At 66.4% G+C, this 15,337-nt stretch carries 14 protein-coding genes; 11 read left to right on the top strand and 3 right to left on the bottom strand.

What is annotated here, in order from left to right; translation table 11 throughout:
• Positions 1-155 precede the first annotated feature (155 nt).
• Positions 156-1,601, top strand: a complete 1,446-nt coding sequence (locus GS424_RS15815) for a response regulator transcription factor (RefSeq protein WP_114513300.1) — start codon at positions 156-158, stop codon at positions 1,599-1,601.
• Between the two features lie 84 nt (positions 1,602-1,685).
• Here the strand turns inward: GS424_RS15815 and hpf are convergent, their stop codons facing one another.
• Positions 1,686-2,261 (bottom strand): ribosome hibernation-promoting factor, HPF/YfiA family, encoded by a 576-nt coding sequence (hpf, locus tag GS424_RS15810; RefSeq protein ID WP_015761403.1) that lies wholly within the window; start codon positions 2,259-2,261, stop codon positions 1,686-1,688.
• A 272-nt stretch (positions 2,262-2,533) separates the two neighbouring features.
• Between hpf and nhaA the strand changes: the two genes are divergently transcribed.
• Together nhaA and glmU are read left to right on the top strand one after the other, a co-directional pair.
• Positions 2,534-4,399 carry a Na+/H+ antiporter NhaA gene (gene nhaA / locus GS424_RS15805; protein WP_244977585.1) on the top strand — a complete coding sequence of 622 codons (1,866 nt, stop codon included), beginning with the start codon at positions 2,534-2,536 and terminating at the stop codon, positions 4,397-4,399.
• A 70-nt stretch (positions 4,400-4,469) separates the two neighbouring features.
• Entirely contained in the window at positions 4,470-5,831 is a 1,362-nt protein-coding gene (glmU, locus tag GS424_RS15800) for a bifunctional UDP-N-acetylglucosamine diphosphorylase/glucosamine-1-phosphate N-acetyltransferase GlmU (RefSeq protein ID WP_160941403.1), read from the top strand.
• A 54-nt stretch (positions 5,832-5,885) separates the two neighbouring features.
• Here the strand turns inward: glmU and GS424_RS15795 are convergent, their stop codons facing one another.
• Positions 5,886-6,380 (bottom strand): type II toxin-antitoxin system VapC family toxin, encoded by a 495-nt coding sequence (locus GS424_RS15795; protein ID WP_160941402.1) that lies wholly within the window; start codon positions 6,378-6,380, stop codon positions 5,886-5,888.
• A complete protein-coding gene (locus GS424_RS15790; protein WP_160941401.1) occupies positions 6,373-6,747 on the bottom strand; it encodes a type II toxin-antitoxin system RelB/DinJ family antitoxin in 375 nt (124 codons plus the stop codon). Before GS424_RS15790 ends, GS424_RS15795 begins: the two co-directional genes overlap by 8 nt.
• Before the next feature lie 178 nt (positions 6,748-6,925).
• Between GS424_RS15790 and GS424_RS15785 the strand changes: the two genes are divergently transcribed.
• The 8 genes from GS424_RS15785 to GS424_RS15750 all read left to right on the top strand — a co-directional run bounded on the left by GS424_RS15785 (position 6,926) and on the right by GS424_RS15750 (position 15,304).
• A complete protein-coding gene (locus GS424_RS15785; RefSeq protein ID WP_160941400.1) occupies positions 6,926-8,020 on the top strand; it encodes an alpha/beta hydrolase in 1,095 nt (364 codons plus the stop codon).
• Between the two features lie 186 nt (positions 8,021-8,206).
• On the top strand, positions 8,207-8,848 hold the full coding sequence (locus GS424_RS15780; RefSeq protein WP_160941399.1) for a hypothetical protein: 642 nt from the start codon (positions 8,207-8,209) through the stop codon (positions 8,846-8,848).
• Positions 8,849-8,963: 115 nt separating this feature from the next.
• Positions 8,964-11,660, top strand: a complete 2,697-nt coding sequence (locus GS424_RS15775; RefSeq protein WP_160941398.1) for a molybdopterin-containing oxidoreductase family protein — start codon at positions 8,964-8,966, stop codon at positions 11,658-11,660.
• The gene (locus GS424_RS15770; protein WP_154332842.1) at positions 11,650-12,234 is read left to right on the top strand and encodes a 4Fe-4S dicluster domain-containing protein; all 585 of its coding nucleotides are present in this window, start codon (positions 11,650-11,652) and stop codon (positions 12,232-12,234) included. Before GS424_RS15775 ends, GS424_RS15770 begins: the two co-directional genes overlap by 11 nt.
• 1 nt (position 12,235) lies before the next feature.
• A complete protein-coding gene (locus tag GS424_RS15765; protein WP_160941397.1) occupies positions 12,236-13,045 on the top strand; it encodes a dimethyl sulfoxide reductase anchor subunit family protein in 810 nt (269 codons plus the stop codon).
• A gap of 58 nt (positions 13,046-13,103) precedes the next feature.
• Positions 13,104-13,772, top strand: a complete 669-nt coding sequence (locus GS424_RS15760; protein ID WP_160941396.1) for a TorD/DmsD family molecular chaperone — start codon at positions 13,104-13,106, stop codon at positions 13,770-13,772.
• 3 nt (positions 13,773-13,775) lie between these two features.
• On the top strand, positions 13,776-14,414 hold the full coding sequence (locus GS424_RS15755) for a 4Fe-4S dicluster domain-containing protein (RefSeq protein WP_154332845.1): 639 nt from the start codon (positions 13,776-13,778) through the stop codon (positions 14,412-14,414).
• Entirely contained in the window at positions 14,411-15,304 is an 894-nt protein-coding gene (locus GS424_RS15750; RefSeq protein ID WP_160941395.1) for a 4Fe-4S binding protein, read from the top strand. The genes GS424_RS15755 and GS424_RS15750 overlap by 4 nt, the downstream gene beginning before the upstream one ends.
• Positions 15,305-15,337 lie beyond the last annotated feature (33 nt).

The following is a 15,337-nucleotide window of genomic DNA, read 5'->3' as shown; positions in this document are numbered from 1 at the left end:
GGTTCACCGTGCCGCCTTTTGCGGTATTTCGCCCCGTTTCGCCTCTGCCCTGTTTTGCGGTATTTTTCGTTTTGGCCGTTTGAGGCGCGAGGTGTGCGGGGCATCGGGGCCGTTCAACGGTTAGAATACGGAGGTACTTGACGCGAGAGGGGATCATGCAAGACAGCCGCTACGCAACGCAGGCAGCAGACTACCGCCGGTTCTTCGTCAACGGTCGGACGCTGGCGCTTGCGCTGGGATACGGGCTGTTCCGGGGTGCCAATTCCCTGCTGTACTCCTCGGCGCTCGCTTCGGTTCCCACGTCCACGCTGTTCATCGCCGACATGTCGTTCTCCATGACAACCGCACTGTCGTCGCTGCTGTGCGCGCTCACGGTGATGGCGCTTGCGTGGAAGGGCCTCATCCCCGGCTTCCGCCTGCCCGTGGTGCTGCCGGCGCTGCTGCTGCTCCTGGTTGCCGCTCCCGCCGTGGCTCCTTGGATCGCCCCCGGCTCATCGGGGGTGTTCGTGCTCCTGGCGCTGACGTACGGCGTTGCATCGACGTGCTTGAACCTCTCGTGGCTCGAGGTGGTGGCCCATCAGACGCCGGCGCGGATCGCGGGCATCCTGGCGCTGGGCATGCTGGTGAAAAGCGTGATCACGTTGGCGTGCGGCAGCCTCATGGGCGTGCCGTTCGTCGTCGCGGTGGGCGTGCTGCTCGTCGGCGCGGTCGCGTTGCTGCTGCGCGCGAGGGGCCGCGCGTGGCTCGATTCCTCCGAAGACGACGCGGCGCCCGCGACGTTCAAGGCATATCGCCAGGGTGCGATGGGAATCGCCGACGCGTTGGTGGTCTCGATCGTCCTCGAGGCGACGGTGAGCATCCTCAACGGGTTCTTCCTCGGCGTCGCCACCGACGGGTCGGGCATCATCTCCGCCGTCGGGGCCATTTCGGCGGCGCTCGTGTTCTGCTTCGTCGTGGTCGTCGTCGCCCGCGCGGTGGACGTGGAGCGGCTGTACCGCTATCTGTTCCCGATACTGCTGGCGCTGGTGGTGCTGCTGCCGCTCACGCTGGGAAGCTGGGCTTCGCAAGCGCTCCAGGGCCTGCTGGTGCTCGTGTACGAGTTCATCTCGTTCAGCGCGCTGTACTTCATCCTGTGCCAGATACAGCGGAAGAAGCTCAAGACGTACGTGCTGTTCGCGTTCGCCACGGCGTGCATCCGCCTGTCGCAGCTGCTGTTCGGCATGGCGGGCTATTGGCTGGGAGAGGCGTCGGGCAGCGAGGCCGAGGGTTTGTACTGGATCGTCACCATCGCGGCGGTGTACGGGCTTTCCATGCTGCTGCTGTACCTGACGCGGCGGCGACCGTCGACCGACGAGAAGCGCGTGATCGTGGTCACCGGGGAGGATCGTTTCGCGGCGCGCGCCGAAGAGCTGGCGGCCGAATACCGCATCACGGCGCGCGAGTCGGAGATCATGCTGCAGCTTGCGCGGGGCCGCTCGGCCGCGTTCATCGCCGACGAGCTGGTGTGCTCGCCCGCCACGGTGCGCACGCACATGAAGAACATCTACGCGAAGCTCGGCGTGCATTCGAAGCAGGAGCTCATCGACCTGTTCGCCGACTGAGGGCGGCGCGCACGGCAAAGGAAAACGCCGGCGATGTGGAATCCGCCGGCGTTCGTTCGTGCGAGGTTGGGGAGGCGAAACCGCTTACTCCTCCGCCTGCTTGAGGAGGCCGTAGCCGCCGTCGTCGCGACGGTACAGCACGTTCACGAGGCCGCTGTCGCGGTCGGTGTAGGCGAAGAAGTCGTGGCCCAAGAGGTCGATCTTCACGAGCGCTTCCTCTTCGGTCAGCGGCTCGAACTCGATCGTCTTCACGCGCACCACTTCGTCGTCGGACAGTTCCTGCATGAGCCCGTCAACGTCCAGCTCGCCGGCGGCGGAAGGCTCGATGCGGATGGTCTCGTCGGCGGCGCGCAGCTTGCGGTCGACCACCTTCGTCTTGTACTTGCGCAGCTGGCGGACGACCTTGGCGGCGGCCACGTCGATGGCGGCGTACATATCCTCTTCGTGTTCTTCGACGCGAATGATGTGGCCCTTCGTGCGCAGCGTGACTTCGCAGACGGCAGGGCGAGGATTGGCGGGGTTCTTCTCAACGAACAGCACGATTTCGGCTACGAGCGGATCGATGTCCATGACCTTCATGGAATTGCCGATCTTCTCCTCGGCGTACTCGCGCAGCGCGTCGGTTACAGGCATTTTGCGTCCGGTGACGGTAATGCTCATAGCGATCACCTCTTACCTCGTTGCGAATAAAAAAACAGCTCGGTCGTTGTCATCGCACCTGGTCATACGAGCGAATGGGTGATATGCCCTCCACGCGAATCCCAAGCCGACTCCTAACGCCTAAGCTGATGAGTACAGAATAGCGCAATTCATGATATTTTGGCCGGGCATTTTACTTTGTTGTGAAATCGATCTAAAAACGGGTAACAATCGAGCGGACGCACCAGGTAATTGGGGGATAATACGGCAAACGACGAAGCCGAAAGGGCGACATGACCGAACAGAATCAAGACGGAACGCAGCGCATTTTCATCAACGAAGTGCAGCGTCATCAGGCACGATACAGGAAACTCATCCAATTCACCCACTCGTCGACGAAGGCGGCCGGCGTCATGCTGCTGGCGGCCGTCGTGGCGCTCATCGTGGCGAACACGGGCGCGTACGAGGCGTTCTTGGAGTTCTGGCACACCGAGGCGGGCTTCTTCTTCGGCGACGCGTTCGCGGGCATGTCGCTGGCGCACGTGATCAACGACATCTTCATGGCTGTGTTCTTCCTGCTGGTGGGCTTGGAAGTGAAATACGAGCTGACGGTGGGCGAGCTGACGAACATCCGCCAGGCGCTGCTGCCCATCATGGCTGCCATCGGCGGCGTGCTGGCCCCCATCGGCATCTACCTGGTGTTCAACGCGACGAATCCCGAAACCGTGCAAGGCTGGGGCGTCCCCACCGCCACCGACATCGCGTTCGCGCTGGGTATCCTGGCTTTGTTGGGCAACCGCGTTCCCAGCGGCGTGCGCGTGTTTTTGAGCACGCTGGCCGTGGCCGACGATATCATCGCCATCCTGGTGATCGCCGTCTTCTACGGCCACAGCCCGTCGATGTTCTGGCTGGCCATGGCCGCCGTCGTGCTGGTGGTGCTCGTGCTGATGAACCGCAACCACATCTACTCGCTCGTGCCGTACCTGCTGGTGGGCGCCGTGCTGTGGTACTGCGTGTTCATGTCGGGCGTGCACTCCACCATCGCGGGCGTGCTGCTGGCGTTCGTCATCCCCTCGGGGTCGCGCGTGAACCTCAAGAGCTTCATCACCTGGTCGGGCGACAAGGTACGCGAGGCACGCGATGCGTTCCAGCCTGAAACGCCGGTTATCGCGCAGGGCGACTACATCAAGACCGTGACGGCTCTCAGCCGCGTGGCGGGCCAGGTGGTGCCGCCGGCGACGCGTCTCGAGCACAAGCTGTACCCGTGGGTGTACTTCGGCATCCTGCCGCTGTTCGCGTTGACGAACGCCGACGTCAGCTTCATCGGCATGGACGTGGGCGCCATGCTCACCGACCCGGTGCTGTACGGCGTCATGCTGGGCCTGCTGCTGGGCAAGCCGCTGGGCATCATGCTCATGAGCTTCATCATCGTGAAGAGCAAGCTGGCCTCGCTGCCCGAGAACGTGAACTGGTTCCATATGCTGGGCGCCAGCATCCTGGGCGGCGTGGGCTTCACGATGGCCATCTTCGTGGCGAACCTCGCGTTCACCGACGAGATGCACATCGCCACGGCGAAGCTGGCCATCCTGGCGGCGTCGCTGATCGCGGGCGTGCTGGGCTTCGTGTTCCTGCTGCTGCAGGCGAAGGCGGCGCAGAAGCGCGGGGTGGCGTACCTGTCGGCCAGCGGCGACGACGTGACGCGCCAGACGGCGGGCAGCGAAGCGGCGCGCGAGACCGAGGAGCTGCTGCGCGATATCGAGGACCCGAGCCTCAAGAGCGAGGTCGAAGAAGCGAAGAAGCGCGGCGGCGTGTTCGAGATCGTCGTCGACCTGGGCCCGACGGGCCTGCTGGGCGGCGGCTCCATCGGCGATGTCCGCGAAGCGGTGCGCAACGAGGTGGTGCGCGTGCTGAAGGAAGAGGGCAAGGACGACCTGCTGGAGCAGATGCAGCGCGACTTCGACGACGAGGGGAAGCCGCCCCTGCTCAGCGTGGAGGAGGCCCTGGTGCGCGAAGGCGGCGAAGAGGCGCGCCAGCGCGCGCTGCATCGCGAGGAGGAGGACGTCGAGGGCATGGCGGGCGCGCCCGACGCGCCCCGCGAGTCGGGCGCAGTCGATGCACCCGGCGCTTCCGGCGATCCCGACTCCGAGAGCAAACGGTGATCGCGCCGTTGCGCTATACTTTTTAGTCTTGATAGTCTTGACGATGGAAACTGCGTTGCGAAGGAGCGATATGGAAGCTGCCGCTATCGTGTTGGCCGCGGGTGCGGGCACCCGGATGAAGTCCAAGAAGCCGAAGGTGGCTCACGAAGTGCTGGGTAAGCCGCTCGTTCGCTGGGTGGTGGACGCCGCGCGCGATGCGGGCGTCCAGCGCGTGGTGTCCGTGGTGGGGCATGCGCGCGAGCAGGTGGAGCCGCTGGTCGGCGACACGCAGACCGTGGTGCAGGTGGAGCAGAACGGCACGGCGGGCGCCGTGGCCGTGTGCAAGGACGCGCTGGCCGACTTCGACGGCTCGCTCGTGGTGCTGTCGGGCGACTGCCCCCTCATCACGTCCGAGACCATCGCGCGCCTGGTGGCCACGCGCGAAGAGGCGGACGCGGCCGTGGTGGTGCTCACGATGGAGCTGGACGACCCGTTCGGCTACGGGCGCATCGTGCGCGACGAGCAGGGCGCGGTGGCGCGCATCGTGGAGCAGAAGGACGCGACGCCCGAGGAAGCGGCGCTCGGCGAGTGCAACTCCGGGTTCTACTGCTTCGACGCCCGCGCGCTGTTCGCGGCGCTCGAGCAGGTGAGCAACGACAACGCCCAGGGCGAGTTCTATCTGACCGACGTGCTGGAGATCTGCCGCAACGCCGGCCGCCCCGTGCTGGCGCTGGCCTGCGACGATGCGGCCGAGTGCCTTGGCGTGAACTCGCGCATCCAGCTGGCCGAGGCCACGAAGCTCGCGCAGCGCCGCATCAACCGCGCGCATATGGCCGCCGGCGTGACCATGGTCGATCCTGAGCTCGTGTGGATCGGCCCCGACGTGACCATCGCGCAGGACGTGGAGCTGCTGCCGAACGTCACGCTCATGGGCTCGACGAGCATCGGCGAGGACAGCGTCATCGGCCCCGACTCGCGCCTGACCGATACGACGGTCGGACGGGGTTGCGTTGTGGACGAGACGGTGGCCGTCGAGGCCCAGGTGGACGACGGCGCCACGTGCGGCCCGCGCGCGTACCTGCGTCCGGCGGCGCACCTGTGCGAGGGTGCGAAGGCCGGCACCCACGTGGAGATCAAGAAGTCCACGGTGGGGAAGGGCTCGAAGGTGCCGCATCTGTCCTACATCGGCGACACCACCATCGGCGAGGACGTGAACATCGGCGCCGGCTCCATCACCTGCAACTACGACGGCAGGAAGAAGCACGCCACCACCATCGGCGACGGCGCGTTCATCGGCAGCGACACCATGATGGTGGCCCCGGTGAACATCGGCGCGGGCGCCATCATCGGCGCGGGTTCCTGCATCACCAAGGACGTGGCGCCCGATTCGTTGGCGCTCACGCGCCCCGAGCAGCGCGAGATCCCCGGCTGGGCCGCCAAGAAGCGCGGATAGCAAGGATAGCGACACGAAGGGGAGGGGCGACGCGGTCGCCCCTCCCCTTCGTTTCTACCGCATCGCTTGCAGCAGCGTGAGCGCGTCGCCGGGTGTGAGCGCGGCCACGGGGGCGTGCTTGATGAGCAGCTCGTCGCTGGTGATCAGGTACGTCGCGTTCGACCGTTGCGCCGCGGCGACGATCAGGTTGTCCTCGAGGTCGTTGTGGAGGTTGCGGAGGCCGCATGCTTTCCACAAGTCCGATTCGTCTGACCCTACGGCGGTGGCCTGTTCCCGCATGTTGCCCACGCATCCCCAAGCGATTTCGGTCGCTGCCGCCGCATCGCGTTCGGTGAGCCTGCCGTTCTCGTTGCGCATGTCTCGCTTGAAGGCGTTCGCGGTCAGGTAGAACACGTCCTTGACGATGGCGGTGGGGTACAGCAGCGGATAGCCGTGCTCATGCGCGAATAGCATGAAGGACATCGCTGCGGCATGCCCTGGACGGTTGGCAAGAAAGTAGTCGAGCCAGATGTTCGTGTCGACCAGAAGGGAAGTTTGCTGGCTAGGCATCGAGGCCCCGTTCCCGAAGGCGCTCGAGCAGGGCGTAGTCGCGCATCTCTTCGTACGATGCGTTCATCGTCCAGTCCGAAGGCTTGATTCCGTGTCGCTCGTACGCATCGGCGACGATGTTCGCGCCCCTGATCGTGATTTCCCGCCGCCGCGCGCGCTCTTCCTCGGCTTCGCGCTTCTCCGCTTCGTCTTCGGCGTCGAACAGGTTTTCTATGGCGCGCGGGTTGTGCGCGTTGTTCGCGGCGTAGTCCCACAGCTTGCGAATCGCCTGCGACGGCGTGTAGCCGGCGCGCTCCAGCGCCGCATCGCCGCGCTCCTTGAGCGAGCGGCTGATGCGCGTGTTCATCTGCACCATGTCCGTTGTCATCGCGTACCTCCTCATTCGTTGCTATACGTATAGTATAGCAACGAATAGGCGTAAAGCAATACGCGGCCTCTATCCTAGGACGGGGAATCGCTGGGGGTGCGCGCGGCTTGCATCGTGCCGAAGGCAGAGCTGCGTGTATACTGGCGGAAGGATTGTCGGGCGAGAAGGGGCGGCGGCTGTGGAGAGCGAACCGGTTCGGAGCCATCGGGGGCGGCGCGTGGCGATCGTGCTGGGCATCGTCGCGGTGCTGGCGCTGGTGGGAGCGCCCTTGGCGCTGTCGGCAGCCATCTATGAAGACAACTTCGGCTCGCGTTTGCATACGGCGGCGTTCACGGAGCGCAGCCCCGAGGAGTTCCCCGGCCTCAGCGAGCGCACCTCCACCTTCGTCTCCGACAAGGGCCAGCAGCTCGCGGGCTATCTCTACACGTCGGCCGACGCGGGCGTGGCCGAGGACGGCGCGGGCGCGAAGGGCGTCGTCGTGATCGCGCACGGCCTGGGCGGCGGGTGCAACACGTACATGGACGTGGCGAACCGCTTCGCGGCCAGCGGCTACGCGGTGTTCGCCTACGACGCCACGGGCAACGACCGCAGCGAGGGCGACGCCGTCGGCGGGCTGCCGCAGGGCGTCATCGACCTCGATCGCGCCCTCGACACCGTGGCGCAGGACGACCGCCTGCGCGACCTTCCCGTCATGCTGTTCGGCCACAGCTGGGGCGGTTACGCGGTGGGCAGCGCGCTCGCCGACCATCCCGAGGTGAAGGCGGTCGTGTCCGTTGCGGGCTTCGACACCTCTGCGGCCATGCTCGAAAGCCAGGGCCGGCAGATGGCGGGCGACGCCATCGTGCTGCTGATGCCGTACCTGTCGCTGTACGAGCATCTCAAGTTCGGCTCCTACGCCGACGCGTCCTCCCTCGAGGGGTTCGCGTCGTCGCAGGCGCAGGTGCTCGTGCTGCACAGCGCCGACGACGCCACCGTGCCGCCCGAGACGGGCATCGACCGGTATCGCGAGGAATTCGGCGACGATCCGCGCTTCACGTTCGTCGAGTTCGAGGATCGCGGCCACAGCTTCCTGTACTACTCGGACGAAGCGCGCGACAACATCGCCGCGTTCAACGAGGACTACTACGCGTATTGGGAGGCCAACGACGGTGCGAACGACGCCGACCTGATGAACGCGTGGCGCGCCGAGCATTTCGACAAGGGGACCTGCCTCATGCTCGACGAAGACCTCATGAGCAGCATCGTGTCCTTCTACGACGAGCAGGTGCGTTAAGCGCCGGTTACCCCAGGTCGTTCCCCTTGCTCATCCATTATTGGTGGCGTTTTCGCACCCTCGGTCACCCATAAATATCCGGGTGCGTCGCGTTCTTTCACGAACAACGGACGTTTCCCCTCCGCTCGCTGCGCCGTAAGGTAAAGCTGCTCGAAGCCAGACGAGACGAGCAGAAACGGGGGAACCATGAGCAACGACACGCAGGCCGCAGCCGCAACCGCAGCTGCGCCGGCCGCCGACGAGGCCGCCGCAATTGTCGACGCCGTCGTCAAGCGCCTCAACGCCAATCGCGCCAACACGCTGGCGCTGTGCGCCGTGCTGGCCGTGTGCGAGCGGCGCATGCCCTATCGCGATGCCGAGGCGCTCATCGACGAGCGGCCCGAGCTGAACCTCAGCACGCAGAACGCCCACGCGCTGCTGCGCATCATGGTGGATTGCGGCGGCGTGGAAGCCGTCGAGGTTCCCGAGCCCGCGTACGCGCCGGGCGAGGAGAAGCAGGACCGGCCCATCGACTACACCGTGGAAACCACCGCAGCCGGCCGCGCCGCGCTCGCGCGGTTCGAACCTACGAAGCGGTTCGCCGACGTGCTGCGCGACGAACCCGCGGTCTACGCGCAGGCGTACGCCGCCGTGCTCGCCCTCTGCGAGGACGGCGCGACGAAGGCCGCCATCGAGCGAGCGCTCGAGGGCGACCCCGCGCTCGGCGACCCCAAGCAGGTGTATCCCAGCTATTTCATCTCCAAGTTGGAGACCGTAGGAGGTCTTACATGGGACGGCTCGTGGAAGACGACGGATGCCGGCCGGCAGATGCTGGCCATGGTCGGGTAAAGCGCTGCCCGATCGCCCTGGCTCCGCGCGCGAGCGGGCGTTCCATCTGAGATACGAGCAACCAAGCACCACCGGCAATGACGAGATACAAGACGAGATACAAGGAGGAGGGAACATGACACAGCCTACCATCACGCGACGCAGTTTCGTGAAGTCGGCGGCGGCGCTGGGCGCCGCATGCGGTCTGGGCGTTGCCGTGAGCGACGACCTCGTGCACGTCGATCCGGCGCATGCCGATACGGGCGGCGACGTGAAGATCGTGAAGACGGCCTGCCGCGCCTGCATCGCAAGCTGCGCCGTGCTGGCGCATGTGAAGAACGGTCGCGTCATCAAGATCGAGGGCAATCCCGAAAGCCCCATGAGCCAGGGTGGCCTGTGCGCGAAGGGTATGGCCGGCATCCAGGCGCTGTACCATCCCAACCGCAACAAGTACCCCATGCGCCGCGTGGGCGAGCGCGGCCAGAACCAGTGGGAGCGCATCACCTGGGACGAGGCCATCACCGAGATCGCCACGAAGCTCATCGAGATCGACGAGAAGTACGGCTCGGAATGCGTGGCCGTGTCCACCGGCGGTGGCGGCAACCCGCACTTCAGCAACGTGAAGCGCTTCGGCGAGGCCATCAACACGCCCAACGTGTGGGAGCCTGGCTGCGCGCAGTGCTACCTGCCACGCATGGGCGCCTCGCAGCTGTCGAACGGCATGGGCAAGCCGAACAACCTGTCCTTCAGCGACTCCAATGGCTGGGACTACTACTTCACCGACTCGCCGGTGGACTCCCTCGTGCTGTGGGGCACCGACCCGGCCAACAGCTCGGTTGCCACGGGCGGCCGCGCGCTGGCCGAGCTGCGAGCTCGCGAGCAGGGCTTGAAGACGGTGGTCATCGACCCGCGCATGACGATGGACGCCGCCAAGGCCGACGTGTGGCTGCCCATCCGCCCCGGCACCGACGCCGCGCTGCTCATGGCGTGGACGAAGTGGATCATCGACAACAAGAAGTACGACGAGGACTTCTGCACGAACTGGACCAACATGCCCTACCTCGTGAACCCTGAGACGCGCCTGACCCTCAAGCCCACCGAATGCGGCCTCGAAGGCACCGACGCCGATTACGTCATCTGGGATCCGGCGCAGGGCAAGCCCGTCGTGCTGGAGTACCCCATGAACGAGGGCGTCACCCCGCCGCTGTTCGGCACGTACGAGATCGACGGGAAGCAGTATCCCACGGGCGGCCAGCTGCTCAAGGAGAGCGTGGAGGAGTTCACGCTGGCGAAGGCGGCCGAGATCTGCTGGCTCGACGAGGGCCAGATCGAGAAGGCGTTGGAGATCTACACGACGGGCCAGTCCGGCATCATGCAGGGCGTGCCCATCGACCAATACGAGCAGTCGCAGCAGTGCGCGCTCGGCGCCCTCAACCTCGAGTACCTCATGGGCAACGTGCAGAAGCCCGGCGCCATGCTGCAAAGTTTCAAAGCCTGCCCGGCGCGCGACCAGATTCCCAACACGCCGCGCTTCCTGAAGAAGGAGAAGATGCTCAAGCGCCTGGGCGTGCAGGAGCACAAGGGCCTGCTCGACTGGGACATGGCGTTCATTCCCGCGGTGTTCAAGGCCATGAAGGACGGCGATCCCTACCAGATCCATGCATGGTTCGAGCGCTCCGGCAACAAGCACGTGGTGCTGGGCAACGCCACCTGCCTCGACGAGATCGTCCCGAACCTCGACTTCGTTTGCCACATCTTCATGTACCCGACGGCGTTCTCCGTGCTGTGCGCCGACATGCTGCTCCCCTCTGCCGAGTGGCTGGAAACCAACCTGGTCATCCCGCAGCTGAACGCCATCGTCATCCGCCAGGCGGTCACCCACCTGTTCGAGACGGTGGAGGAGGGCCTCATCTGGACGCAGATCGTGCAGAAGATGGCCGAGATGGGCAACGTGCATGCGCAGGAGGCCTTCACGGCCGAGGGCACGAACGGCATCCCGATGTACAAGAACGAGTACGAAAAGCAGAAGCTGCACCTCAACAACCTGAAGATGAGCTGGGAGGAAGCGGCCGAGAAGGGCGTGTTCGAGTGGTGCACCGAAGAGGAGTACCGCACGTACTACGGCTATAAGGCGGTTGACGAGGCCACCGGCAAAGCCAAGGGCTTCGGGACGCCTTCCAAGAAGTGCGAGGTGTACTGCGAGTCCAACACCATCCTGGGCCGCACGGGTTTCCCCTGGTCGCAGTGCTTCGAGGAGAAGAACCTCGTGCTGGAGCCGGCGTCGAAGGATTACGAGCCGCTGTGCTACTACAAGGAGCCGGCTGAAAGCCCGCTCACGGACACCGAGTATCCCCTCGTGCTGACCGAAGGCCGCCTGCCGATGTACCACCACGGCACGCTGCGCAACATCCCGTACCTGCGCGAGATCTACCCCGTCCCCGAGATGTGGATCCATCCGGACGACGCGGCAGCCTACGGCGTGGAAGACGGCCAGTGGTGCACCATCGCCAGCCGTCGCGGCGAGACGCATGGCAAGGCGCGCGTGACCACGGCCATCGCCAAGGGCGTCATCTACCAGGAGCGGTTCTGGGCGCCCGAGCTGCTGGACACCGATCCCGAGCGCGCGTACAAGGTGATGAACATCAACGTGCTGACCAAGAACGATGAGCCGTACAATCCCGAGTACGGCACCTATACCCTGCGCGGCTTCCAGGTGAAGGTCACGCCTGACGCGGCCGCACCCGAAGGCGTGTGGACCGAGCCCGAGCAGTTCGAGCCCTGGATGCCGCAGCCGAGCGATCCCACCGAGGAGGTGTTCGAGTATGGCGCATAACTGCATCGTCGTGAACCTCGACCGCTGCACGGGCTGCTATTCCTGCGAGATCACGTGCAAGATGGAGAACGACATCGCCCTGGGCGAGCATTGGAACAAGATGCTGCAGCGCGGTCCCTTCGGCGACTATCCGAACATGACGCGCTATCCGCTGCCCACGATGTGCCAGCAGTGCGCCGACGCGCCGTGCGTGCACGTGTGCCCCACCGGCGCCAGCTACCGCGACGGCAACAACGTCGTGCTCATCGACCGCGAGAAGTGCATCGGCTGCAAGTACTGCATGATGGCCTGCCCCTACGGCGTGCGCGACTGGAACAAGGCGTCGCAGACCGTGGAGAAGTGCACGCTGTGCGGCCACCTGACCGCGAACGGCGAGCTGCCCGCGTGCGTGAAGAGCTGCAGCGCCGGCGCCCGCTTCTACGGCGACCTCGACGATCCGAGCTCCGACGTGTCGAAGGAGCTGGCGAAGTACGATGCGGCCGACATCCACGAGCTGCCGAACGTGGGCAACAACCCCTGCACGAAGTACATCATGACCAGCATGCACGGCGAGTGGATGGAAGGGGTTGAGTAGCATGGACATCCAATGGTCCCTCGTTCTGTTCACGGCCATCGCCAGCTGCGGCACCTGGGTGTCGGTGGGCGTTGCCGTCGACGAGCTGCGCGGATGCACGAAGCGCACCAACCTGTTGGCGTCGGTGACGGCGCTCGCGCTGGCCGTGGTGGGCGGCATCGCGTCGGTGACGCACCTGTCGCACCCCGATCGCATCATGGCCGTGCTCAGCCACCCCACGCCGGGCATCTTCCTGGAAGCGCTGCTCATCGGCCTGTTCATCGTGGCGGTAGCCGTGTACCTGATCCTGTTGAAGCGCGATGCGTCGGCCGGGGCGCGCAAGGCGGTCGCCGTGGTTGCCGCGGTCATCGGCATCGTGTTCAGCTTCGCGAGCGGCTACTCCTACCTGATGGAGGCGCGCGCCACGTGGAACACCATCGCGCTGCCCCTGGGCTACCTGGGCTTCGGCGCGGCCAGCGGCTTGAGCCTGTACCTGCTGCTGGCGGCCCTCAAAGGCGAGGCCGCCGAAGCCGTCAAACTGGCGGGCGCGGAAACCGCCGTCGGCGGCGTGCTGGCGCTTGTGAGCGGCCTGGCGTTCGGTTTCGCGTCGGGCGCGGCTACGGGCGACGCCGCGGCCATCTTCTGGGTGGCCCTCGCGTGCGGCGGGCTCGCGCCCCTCGTATGCGGATGGCTGGCACGCAGCAAGCCCGCGTCGGGTGTGACGCTGGCGGGCATCGCTTTCGCCGGCGGCATCATCGGCTCGATCGCGTTCCGCGCCGTCATGTGGATGGTGGGCACGGCGGTGGCCAACTACTTCGGCATCGTCCTGTAGGTTCGCTCCGGCGGCGCCGCTCGGCGGTGCCGCCGGATGCACGAGGAAGGGGGCTGCGATGGAGCAGCATGATCGCGACGAGCTGGCTGCGGTGAACGCCGCACGTCAGGGTTTTTACGAGTTTCTGGCCAGCATGTACAAGCTGGAGCTGACCGACGAGCAGATCGAGGCGCTGGCGAAGCAGGAGCTTCCCGTCGACGCCGCGTACGTGGGGGCGGGCTACGGCATCGTGAAGGAGTACCTGCGCCATCGCGATGCGGGCACGCGCCAGGAGCTTGCGGTGGACTATGCGCGCGTGTTTTTGTGCGCGGGCATGTACGAACAGCTGATGGCGCCGCCGTACGAGTCGGTGTACACGAGCGAGGAGCACCTGCTCATGCAGGACGCGCGCGATTCCGTGGTGGCGTGCTACCTCGACGAGGAGCTGGGGTTGCCGGCCGACAACACCACGCCCGAAGACCACCTGTCGTTCGAGTTCCAGTTCATGGCGAAGCTCGTCGAGCGCGCGAGCGCGGCGCTCGAGGCGGGCGACGCGGCGCGTTACGCCGAGCTGTGCGCGAAGCAGCGCGCGTTCTTCGACGAGCACCTCGCCGCCTGGGTGCCGCGCCTGTGCGCCGACGTGCGCGCGTACGCGACCACGTCGTTTTACCGCGGCATCGCCGACATCACCGAGGGCTTCCTCGAGCTGGAGGACCAGATGATCGGCCAGAGCGCCCAGGCGGCGTGAGCCATGGCCGCGTACACGCGCCGCGCGTTCGCGGGCTTCTGCACCGCGGCGGTGGCGTTCGTGGGGTTCGGCGGGGCCGTGAAAGCGGCTGACGGCGCGGCCGAAACCTCGCTGGTGCGGCCGCCGGGGGCGCAGGACGAGCTGCGCCTGTTGGCCTCGTGCGTGAAGTGCGACCGTTGCCGCAGCGTGTGCCACACCGGGGTCATCGGCGTGGCCGAGGTGGGCGACGGCGTGCTGCGCGCCCGCACCCCCAAGCTGAACTTCCATCGGGGAAGCTGCGACTTCTGCGGCGACTGCCTGCGGGTATGCCCCACGGGCGCCATCGGGCCCTTCGATCCCGACGTCGACAAGATGGGCGTGGCGGTGGTGCAGAAGGATCGCTGCGTGGCCTACTACCAGGGATGCGTCGAGTGCCAGAAGGCGTGTCCGTACGAGGCGATCTCGCTGGACGGCAGCGGCCACCCGGTGGTGGACGACGCCCGCTGCAACGGGTGCGGCGTGTGCGAGGACGTATGCCCGGCGCTCGTGTACCGCAGCTTCGCCGGCGGCTCGCGGCGCGGCATCGTGGTGGTGAGCCCCAGCGCGTACGAGCGGCTGGGGAAGACGGTGGTGGAGGACGAGAGCGAGATGAGCGCGAGATGAAACGGAACTCCAACCTGCTGCGCACCCTGTCCGCGCTGGCGGTGATCGCGCTCGCGTGCGTGGGCCTGGCGCTGCACACCGGCACGGGCACGCCTTCGGCCTGGGGCGTCTTCGACGTGGCGGCCCTGTGCCCGCTCGGCGCGGTGGAGGCGGCGCTCGCCAGCAAAACCGTAGTGCCCCCGATGCTGATCGCGCTTGCGGTGGGCGTCGTGCTGGTGGTGCTGTTCGGGCGCGCGTTCTGCGCCTGGGGCTGCCCGATCCCGCTGCTGAGGCGCATCTTCGGCCTCAAGGAGCCGAAGCGCACGCGCCGCCCGTCCGACGCGCTCGACCTTCCCGCCTCCCAGCGCGGCGGCGCGGCCGACTCGCGCAACTGGGTGCTGGGCGGCGCGCTGCTCTCCACGGCCGTGTTCGGGTTCCCGGTGTTCTGCCTCATCTGCCCGGTGGGCCTCACGTTCGCCACCCTTATCGCAGTGTGGCGCCTGTTCCAGTTCAACGAGGTGGCGCTGTCGCTTTTGGTGTTCCCGGCCATCCTCGTGCTGGAGGTGGCAGTGCTGCGGAAATGGTGCAGCCGCTTCTGCCCGCTGGGGGCGCTGCTGTCGCTCGTGGCGCGCTTGAACCGGACGTTTCGCCCGGTGAGCAACGAGGCTGCGTGTCTGCGCTCGTCCAAGGGCGAGCCCTGCCATCAGTGCGCCGAGGTGTGCCCCGAAGGCATCGACCTGCACGACGCGTCCGTGTCGGCCCCGCTCAACGAGTGCACGAAGTGCCGCGCGTGCGCCGATGCCTGCCCCATGCATGCCGTCACGTTCCCGTTTCTGGCGACGCGCGGCGATCGCGACAAGGCGGCGGGCGGGACGGCCGAGGCGGGGGAAGATGAGCGGGTGCTAGAATAGACCGAGACCATACGGGGAGCGCGGCGCAGGCGA

The organism is Eggerthella guodeyinii, assembly GCF_009834925.2.
GTDB classification, from domain to species: domain Bacteria; phylum Actinomycetota; class Coriobacteriia; order Coriobacteriales; family Eggerthellaceae; genus Eggerthella; species Eggerthella guodeyinii.
The sequence above is the reverse complement of the archived record's forward strand: the minus strand, read 5'-3'. Positions and strand labels throughout refer to the sequence as shown.

Excerpts from the sequence above, each read along its gene's own strand:
- GS424_RS15815 (WP_114513300.1), top strand. The coding sequence starts at position 156 with ATGCAAGACAGCCGCTACGCAACGCAGGCAGCAGACTACCGCCGGTTC.
- hpf (WP_015761403.1), bottom strand. The coding sequence starts at position 2,261 with ATGAGCATTACCGTCACCGGACGCAAAATGCCTGTAACCGACGCGCTG.
- nhaA (WP_244977585.1), top strand. The coding sequence starts at position 2,534 with ATGACCGAACAGAATCAAGACGGAACGCAGCGCATTTTCATCAACGAA.
- glmU (WP_160941403.1), top strand. The coding sequence starts at position 4,470 with ATGGAAGCTGCCGCTATCGTGTTGGCCGCGGGTGCGGGCACCCGGATG.
- GS424_RS15795 (WP_160941402.1), bottom strand. The coding sequence starts at position 6,380 with ATGCCTAGCCAGCAAACTTCCCTTCTGGTCGACACGAACATCTGGCTC.
- GS424_RS15790 (WP_160941401.1), bottom strand. The coding sequence starts at position 6,747 with ATGACAACGGACATGGTGCAGATGAACACGCGCATCAGCCGCTCGCTC.
- GS424_RS15780 (WP_160941399.1), top strand. The coding sequence starts at position 8,207 with ATGAGCAACGACACGCAGGCCGCAGCCGCAACCGCAGCTGCGCCGGCC.
- GS424_RS15775 (WP_160941398.1), top strand. The coding sequence starts at position 8,964 with ATGACACAGCCTACCATCACGCGACGCAGTTTCGTGAAGTCGGCGGCG.
- GS424_RS15770 (WP_154332842.1), top strand. The coding sequence starts at position 11,650 with ATGGCGCATAACTGCATCGTCGTGAACCTCGACCGCTGCACGGGCTGC.
- GS424_RS15765 (WP_160941397.1), top strand. The coding sequence starts at position 12,236 with ATGGACATCCAATGGTCCCTCGTTCTGTTCACGGCCATCGCCAGCTGC.
- GS424_RS15760 (WP_160941396.1), top strand. The coding sequence starts at position 13,104 with ATGGAGCAGCATGATCGCGACGAGCTGGCTGCGGTGAACGCCGCACGT.
- GS424_RS15755 (WP_154332845.1), top strand. The coding sequence starts at position 13,776 with ATGGCCGCGTACACGCGCCGCGCGTTCGCGGGCTTCTGCACCGCGGCG.
- GS424_RS15750 (WP_160941395.1), top strand. The coding sequence starts at position 14,411 with ATGAAACGGAACTCCAACCTGCTGCGCACCCTGTCCGCGCTGGCGGTG.